1 protein-coding gene is annotated in these 1,312 nt (G+C 68.8%); it reads left to right on the forward strand.

All coding sequences use genetic code 11. The annotated features are described in order from the left end of the window. The first annotated feature begins 45 nt into the window (after positions 1 to 45). Positions 46 to 1,272, forward strand: coding sequence for an IS30 family transposase (locus ACGFZQ_RS52245; protein WP_393846516.1), 1,227 nt, complete (start codon positions 46 to 48; stop codon positions 1,270 to 1,272). The last annotated feature ends 40 nt before the right edge of the window (positions 1,273 to 1,312 follow it).

Raw genomic sequence — 1,312 nt, forward strand, 5'->3', positions numbered from 1 at the left:
CTTCCGTTCTAGTGGTTGTCGCAACACCCCAGTTCAGGGGATGCGATGGACTTCGAGATTCGGAAGGTACGGAGCCCTCAGGGCCGCAAGAAGCTCTCTGCTGAGCGGGCTGCATACTTCCAGCTCATGCAGCAGGGTGTGAGCAACGAGGACGCGTGCCGGATCGTCGGGGTGAACTCGAAGACCGGCAGGCGCTGGCGTAACGGACGCAGACCGTCCGGCCGGAACAAGGCGGCGCCACCGGTTCGTCCGGTGGCGCCGCCGTCTGTTTCTTCGTCGCGGTGCCTCGGCCAGGACGAGCGGATCTACATTGCCGACCGGATACGGGAGAAAGCTTCGGTCAGGGCCATCGCCGCCGAACTGGGCCGCAGCCCGTCCACCGTCAGCCGTGAGATCCGCCGCAACCGCACCACGGGCACCACGGGCCAGTGGAGCTACCGGCCCTACGCCGCCCAGGCCCGCGCGGACAGCCGTCGCCCCCGCCCCAAGCCCCGGAAGATGCACCAGAATCCCGAGCTGCGGCGCTTCGTCCAGGCCGGTCTGGAGCGCCGGTGGAGCCCGGAACAGATATGCCACGCTCTGAAGGCACAGTTTCCCGACCGGCCGGAGATGCACGTGGTCCACGAGACGGTCTACCAGGCTCTCTACGTCCAGGGCCGGGGGGAACTGCGCCGTGAGCTGGCCAGTGCCCTGCGCTCGGGACGCACCCGCCGCAGGCCCCAGCGGCAGACCCGCAGCCGGCAGCCCCGCTTCCGGGACCCCATGGTCATGATCAGCGAACGTCCCGCCGAGGTGGCGGACAGGGCCGTGCCCGGCCACTGGGAAGGCGACCTGATCATCGGCAAGGACGGCGCCTCCGCCATCGGCACCCTCGTCGAACGCGCCACCCGTTACGTGATGCTCCTGCACCTGCCCGACGGCCGCAGCGCCGAACACGTCCGGGACGCCCTGGTGGACACCGTCCGGACGCTGCCCGGACACCTGGTCCGCTCGCTGACCTGGGACCAGGGCGCCGAGATGGCCACCCACAAGAGCTTCAGTGTCGCCACAGACGTCCCGGTCTACTTCTGTGACCCTGCCAGTCCCTGGCAGCGCGGCTCGAACGAGAACACCAACGGCCTGCTTCGCCAGTACTTCCCCAAGGGCACCGACCTCTCGGTCCACACCCGGGACCGCCTTGCGGCCGTCGCCGCCGAACTCAACGGCCGCCCACGCAAAACGCTCGGCTGGGAAACCCCAGCCGAGCGCCTGCATAAACTGCTCGCGGCCTGATCAACACGACCACGTGTTGCGACCACCCCTAGAAACCGCC

This window comes from Streptomyces sp. NPDC048254, from assembly GCF_043201895.1.
GTDB lineage: Bacteria > Actinomycetota > Actinomycetes > Streptomycetales > Streptomycetaceae > Streptomyces.